5 protein-coding genes are annotated in these 6,183 nt (G+C 61.3%); all 5 read left to right on the forward strand.

What is annotated here, in order from left to right:
• The first annotated feature begins 20 nt into the window (after positions 1 to 20).
• Genes F591_RS0122910 through F591_RS0122930 form a run of 5 tightly spaced genes read left to right on the forward strand, consistent with a single transcriptional unit; the run spans position 21 to position 5,700 of the window.
• Positions 21 to 2,108 carry a BglG family transcription antiterminator gene (locus F591_RS0122910; protein ID WP_019536942.1) on the forward strand — a complete coding sequence of 696 codons (2,088 nt, stop codon included), beginning with the start codon at positions 21 to 23 and terminating at the stop codon, positions 2,106 to 2,108.
• Positions 2,105 to 2,542, forward strand: coding sequence for a PTS mannitol transporter subunit IIA (locus F591_RS0122915; protein WP_019536943.1), 438 nt, complete (start codon positions 2,105 to 2,107; stop codon positions 2,540 to 2,542). Before F591_RS0122910 ends, F591_RS0122915 begins: the two co-directional genes overlap by 4 nt.
• A complete protein-coding gene (locus F591_RS0122920) occupies positions 2,539 to 3,696 on the forward strand; it encodes a mannitol-1-phosphate 5-dehydrogenase (protein WP_019536944.1) in 1,158 nt (385 codons plus the stop codon). The genes F591_RS0122915 and F591_RS0122920 overlap by 4 nt, the downstream gene beginning before the upstream one ends.
• 19 nt (positions 3,697 to 3,715) lie before the next feature.
• A complete protein-coding gene (gene ptsP / locus F591_RS0122925; RefSeq protein ID WP_019536945.1) occupies positions 3,716 to 5,440 on the forward strand; it encodes a phosphoenolpyruvate--protein phosphotransferase in 1,725 nt (574 codons plus the stop codon).
• The gene (locus F591_RS0122930; RefSeq protein WP_019536946.1) at positions 5,437 to 5,700 is read left to right on the forward strand and encodes an HPr family phosphocarrier protein; all 264 of its coding nucleotides are present in this window, start codon (positions 5,437 to 5,439) and stop codon (positions 5,698 to 5,700) included. Before ptsP ends, F591_RS0122930 begins: the two co-directional genes overlap by 4 nt.
• Positions 5,701 to 6,183: the final 483 nt, after the last annotated feature.

Here is a 6,183-nt window from a genome sequence, read left to right on the forward strand (position 1 = left end):
GCGAATCGAGGATGTCTGTCATGAACATATCGAACAGGCAGCGTCACATGCTGGAGCTGCTCCTCAGCAGCAAGGAAGAGATTACGGCGAGCGAAGTCGCCTCCGAGATCAATGTCAGCACGCGGACCGTGCACCGGGAGCTGGCGGAGCTGGAGCCCGTGCTGGCGGCATTCGGCGTATCGCTGGTGAAGAAGTCCGGCGTCGGCATCCAGCTTCAGGGGAAGCCCCGGCAGCTGGACGAGCTGAAGCAGAGCCTGCTGCGCATGCACCAGGTCGATTATACGGCGGAGGAGCGGAAAGTGCTCATGCTCTGTACGCTGCTGGAGGCGGATGAACCGATCAAGCTGTTCTCGCTCGCCTATGACCTGCAGGTGACGGTGCCGACGGTCAGTCACGACCTTGATGAGCTGGAGCATTTGCTAAAGAAGCACGGATTAGCCTTGATTCGCAGAAGAGGGTTTGGCGTGATGATTCGCGGGTCCGAGGAGAATAAGCGACGGATGATCGGCACGCTGGTCATGCATCATTTGGACGACTCCGTCCTGTTCGGCAAGACTCTAAGCCAGACGCTGCCTCCGGTGACGAAGCGGCTGCTGGATCTGATCGGCAAGGACAATCTGATGGAGGTCGAGCAAGCGCTGTGGCATCTGGAGGAAAAGCAGCCCAGCGACTTGTCGGAGGAGGCGTACACCGAGCTGCTGATCCGGCTGTCCGTCGCTATCAGGCGCATGCGCCAGGGCAAACGCGTGGAAGCGCCGGAGGGAACGAATCCCTCCGGCCGCTTCGGCAGCGAGGAGCCCGAAACGCAGCGTATGGTCCGGGAGCTCACCGACATGCTCGGCATGCCGTTTCCCCCCGAAGAAGCCGGCTATGTCGCCGGGCTGCTGGGCGGCCGCCGCGGCTTGCGCTCCGAGGCTCCGGAGGAGGATCTCTCCGCGCTGGAGATGGCTATTCGGTTGATCGCCTATATGGAGGAGCGGACCGGCATTCCGTTCAGCGAGGATCGGATTTTGCGGGAGGGGCTGGTGAATCATCTGCAGCCGGCCGTCCAGCGGCTTCTTGAAGGGATGCCGATCCGCAATCCGCTGCTCGCCCAGATCAAGAAGGATTACGAGCAGTTGTTCAGCCAAATTCGGCAAGGAGCAGACCGAGTAATGACGGGACTTGCTGTTCCGGACGAAGAAATCGGCTATTTGGTCATGCATTTCGGCGCTGCGATGGAGCGCTTGAAGCAGTTTTCCCGCAATGTGAAGGCGATCATCGTCTGCACGAGCGGCATCGGCTCTTCCCGGATGCTGGCGGCGCGTCTCGAGAAGGAGCTGCCGCAAGTCAAAATATTAGGCCACGCTTCCTGGTACGAGGCGGTCCGCATTCCGCGGGCGGCGTATGATCTCATCATCTCGACGGTCGATCTGCCGCTGGAGCCGGATCAGTACATCAAGCTGAGCCCGCTGCTGACGGCCGAGGAGACGGAGAGGCTGCGCGCGTTTATTCGGAAGACGGCTTTGCAGCGGCAGCGGCCGCCGCAGCCGCAGGAGAGCGAAGCCGCGCTTCCGATCAAGGACGAAGTTGCCCGCTTGCGCGAATTCAAGAGCTACCTCGACGAGATCGTATCGCTGATCGAGCAGTTTCGCCTGTTCCGTCTGCCGCCGCCCGCGCGCGGAAGGGAACTGCGCGATACGCTGCGCAAGGCGAGCGAAGCGGCGCTGCCGGACGCATCGCCCGAGGCGGTGGAAGCGATCGTGAGCCAGCTCATCGAGCGGGAGCGGCACGGCACCCAGGTGATCCCGGATACCCGCCTCGCCTTGTTTCATACGAGAAGCGAGCATATCGCAAGGCCCGTCTTGTCGCTGTTTCGGCTGAAGCAGCCGCTGACGCTGGAGCCGCAGCAGCCGGGCCAGGTGAGCCAGATCTTGCTGATGCTGGCGCCGCTGCGACTGGCGGATGCGAGCCTGGAGGTGCTCAGCGAGGTGAGCGGGCTGTTGCTCGTGCAGGAAATGATCGCTTTGCTGGAGGAAGGGACGGATAAGGAAATCAGGCATTTTCTGGCGGGCGCCCTGCTCGATTTTTACCAAAGCAAACTGGATACAAGGAGAGATGCCGAATGAGCATTTTATCGAAGGACAAAGTGAAGTTGAACGCTTCGGCTCGCGACAAGTTCGAGGCGATTCGCATGGCCGGACAACTGCTGGTCGCTGCCGGCCACGCCTCGGTCGAATATATCGACAAGATGATCGAGCGGGAGCAGACGCTATCCACCTATATGGGCGGAGGGTTGGCCATTCCACACGGAACCAACGACTCCAAGGAATTGATCCGCTCCACAGGGCTGTCGGTCATCCAGTTCCCGCAGGGCATCGATTTCGGCGAAGGCGAGAAGGCTTATCTTGTTGTCGGGATCGCCGCGGCGGGCGACGATCATCTCGACATTTTGACGAGCGTGGCGACGGTGTGCTCGGACGACGACAATATGCGGCGCATTTTGCAAGCTTCGACGGAGGAAGAGCTGCTCGCGATCCTCGGAAGCGGGATGACGTCATGAAGGCTGTTCATTTCGGGGCTGGCAACATCGGCAGGGGCTTTATCGGACTGGTATTGTCCGCAGCGGGCTACGAGGTATGCTTTGTCGATGTGAACGAGACGCTGGTCTCCCTCTTGCAGCAAAGAGGCGAGTATAAGGTGACGCTCGCCGGACCATCCCGGGAGAGCCAGACCGTGCGCGGCGTCACGGCGATTTCCGGCAGCGACGTTCCCCGTGTGGCCGAGGCGGTGGCATCGGCGGAGCTGGTGACGACGGCCGTTGGCGTCGGCGTGCTGCAGCATATTGCCGGCGCGATCGCCCAAGGCCTCGAAGCGCGGCTGCAGCGCACGGATGCACCGCTGCACATCATCGCTTGCGAGAATGCGATCGGCGGCAGCTCGATCCTGAAGGAGCAGGTGTATGTCCGACTGAGCGAGGCAACGCGCGGCAAGGCGGACGCCTGCGTCTTCTTCCCGAATGCGGCCGTCGACCGGATCGTGCCGCTTCAGCGCAATGAGGACCCGCTGGAGGTAACGGTCGAGCCTTTCTTCGAGTGGGTTGTCGACTGCTCCGCCATGGCGCCGGGCTTTCGCGAGCTGACCGGCGTGCATTACGCGGATCGGCTCCAGCCTTATATCGAGCGCAAGCTGTTCACGGTCAATACGGGTCACTGCACGGCCGCATATCTCGGTTATGCGCGCGGCTTCGAGACGATTCAGGAGGCGATGGCCGACGCCGGTATCGCCAGAGAGGTGCGGCAGACGCTCGAGGAGACCGGCGCGCTGCTCGTCGCGGAGCACGGGTTCGACGAGCGGGAGCATCAGCGGTATATCGATACGATCATGGAGCGGTTCCGGAATCCTTACTTGCGGGACGAGGTCGTGCGCGTCGGCCGCTCCCCGATTCGCAAGCTGTCCCCGGACGACCGGCTGATCCGGCCGGCGCTGCGGGCGTTCGAGCGTGGGATCAAGCCTTGGCATCTGGCGAAGGCGGCCGCGGCGGCGCTGCTGTTCGACTGCGCGGAAGACCCGGAAGCGGCGGAGCTGCAGGCGGCTATAAGGACGGACGGCATCGGGCAGACTATCGCGCGTTATACCGGCATCCCGGAAGGGCACCCGGTGCACGCGCTGATTTTGCAATATTACGAGCAATTTCTGAACCGGAAAGACTTCTGAGATGAAAGGGGTGTATGCGATGAGACAGCTATCGGGTATTGCCGCCTCTCCGGGGCTGGCGATCGCCAGGGCGTACCGGCTGCAGCAAGCAACCTATGTGCCCGTGCGCGCGGCCGTCAGCGATCCGCAGGCGGAGGCGGGACGGTTCCGGCAGGCGGTGGAGCAGGCGGGGCGCGAGCTGGAGGCGATCCGGCAGCAGACGGAGGAGCGGCTCGGGTCCCAGAAGGCGGAAATTTTCGAGGCGCATCTGCTGCTGCTGGAGGACCCCGACCTGATCGATGCGACGCTGGAGAAGATCGAGCAGGAGGGCGTCAATGCGGAATTCGCGCTGCATGAGGTGGCCTCCGCCTTTATCGAGGCGCTGTCGGCGATGGACAATGAGCTGCTGCGGGAGCGGGCCGCCGACTTGCGGGATGTGTCCGGCCGCGTGATGAGCGCGCTGCGCGGCGAGCCGTATTCATCGGTCGCGCACATCGCCGATGAATCGATTGTCATCGCCGCGGATTTGACGCCGTCCGATACGGCGCAGCTCGACTTGACGAAGGTGCGCGGCTTCGTGACGGAGGTCGGCAGCCGCACGTCGCATTCCGCCATTATGGCCCGCTCGATGGGCATCCCGGCGATTGTCGGCGCAGGCAGCGGGGTGAAGGAGATTCCCGCGGGCGCTACGGTCGTCGTCGATGCGGTGGAAGGGCGGATTATCGTCGACCCGGACGACGGGGAGTTGGCTGTTTACCGCGAGAGGAAGGAGCAGTATGACCGGCGGCAGGCGGCGCTCGGCGAGCTGAAGCGACAGCCGACAGTGTCCAGGGACGGCAAGCGGGTGGAGCTGGCGGCCAATATCGGCAGCGTGGACGACGTGCAGAAGGCGATCGACAACGGCGCGGAAGCGATCGGACTGTTCCGGACGGAATTTTTGTACATGGGGCGCAGCGCGTTCCCGACGGAAGAAGAGCAATTCTCCGTCTATAAATATGTGCTGGAGAAGATGGAAGGCAAGCCGGTCGTCATCCGGACGCTGGATATCGGCGGCGACAAGGAGCTGTCGTACTGGAAGCTGCCGGAGGAGAGCAATCCTTTCCTGGGGCTGCGCGCCGTCCGCTTAAGCCTGCATCGCGAGGATTTATTCCGCACCCAGCTGCGCGCGCTGCTGCGGGCCAGCCGCTATGGGAATCTTAAGATCATGTTCCCGATGATCGCCGTGCTGGAGGAGTTGCAGGCGGCGAAGCGAATTCTCCGGGAGGAGAAGGAGAAGCTGCTCCGCGAGGGCGAGCCGGTCTCCGAGAAGCTGGAGGTCGGCATCATGATCGAGGTGCCGGCAGCGGCGCTGGCCGCCGATCTGCTCGCGCCGGAGGTCGACTTCTTCAGCATCGGGACGAACGACCTCATTCAATATACGATGGCCGCGGACCGCATGAACGAGACGGTGTCATACTTGTATCAGCCGTGCCATCCGTCGATTCTCCGACTCGTTCAAACGGTCATTCGCGCCGCCCGGGAGCGGGGCATCTGGGTCGGCATGTGCGGCGAGATGGCCGGCGACGAAACGGCGATTCCGCTGCTGCTCGGCATGGGGCTGCACGAATTCAGCATGAGCGCCGGTTCGATCCTGCCGGCGCGGGCGCTGATTCGCGAGCTTGATCAAGCGGAATGGGCCGGCCGCGTGCAGGAGACGCTGGCGATGAGCAGCCAGAACGAGATCAAGGAGTATGTGCAACGCGCGATAAGGAGGAACAGCGAATGATGTCTCAAGCCTTTACGGTCATGAATCCTTCCGGATTTCATGCCCGCCCGACCAAAGTGTTCGTGCAGAAAGCAAGCTCGTTTCCCTGCAAGGTGAACGTATCGAAAAACGATAAAAAAGTGAACGGCAAAAGCTCGCTCAGCATGCTGACGCTAGGCATTGCTTGCGGCGACGTCGTCACGCTGGAGACGGACGGCGAGCAGGAGGAGCAGGCGATGCAGGAGCTCGGCCGGCTGCTCGTGCACATATACGAGGAATAGGCTGCTGGAAGCAGGCAAGGCCCGGAAGAGCTAGGGATGAGCTCCTCCGGGCTTTTTTGAGCGTTGCGGAAAGTTTAACTTCGCTAAAGTATGAAAATAAAGTGTAATTTCAAGATAGACGCCCATGCGGCTTGCGCAGCACCATCAGAAGATGAAAATGAGCCGCGGGTCTGGGGCGGGGCTATTTTCAACATGAATTCGGAATGTAGCCTAGCCAAAATCTGAGAGATTCACGTTGTGACAAGGCATTTTCGTCATAAAAAGTTGCCAATTTTTTTGCAAAATAAACAGGACACTGCAAGCCTCTTGTCAAAGGTTAAACCACCACGAATAACCAACGAGAGGAAGTGTCCCTAGCAACATGGTACCACAAGCAACGAACCATGCGCCAGAACGAAAATCACGCCGCGAACGCCGAATTGAAATTCTTGCGGAGCGTCGCCGAATCAAGCAGATCATGAAGAAGTTGAGACCGGTCACATT

The organism is Paenibacillus ginsengihumi DSM 21568 (genome assembly GCF_000380965.1).
GTDB classification, from domain to species: Bacteria; Bacillota; Bacilli; order Paenibacillales; family NBRC-103111; genus Paenibacillus_G; species Paenibacillus_G ginsengihumi.

What these genes read in the sequence shown, in the direction of transcription:
- F591_RS0122930 (WP_019536946.1), top strand. Translation starts at nt 5,437, where the DNA reads ATGATGTCTCAAGCCTTTACGGTCATGAATCCTTCCGGATTTCATGCC.
- F591_RS0122920 (WP_019536944.1), top strand. Translation starts at nt 2,539, where the DNA reads ATGAAGGCTGTTCATTTCGGGGCTGGCAACATCGGCAGGGGCTTTATC.
- F591_RS0122915 (WP_019536943.1), top strand. Translation starts at nt 2,105, where the DNA reads ATGAGCATTTTATCGAAGGACAAAGTGAAGTTGAACGCTTCGGCTCGC.
- F591_RS0122910 (WP_019536942.1), top strand. Translation starts at nt 21, where the DNA reads ATGAACATATCGAACAGGCAGCGTCACATGCTGGAGCTGCTCCTCAGC.
- ptsP (WP_019536945.1), top strand. Translation starts at nt 3,716, where the DNA reads ATGAGACAGCTATCGGGTATTGCCGCCTCTCCGGGGCTGGCGATCGCC.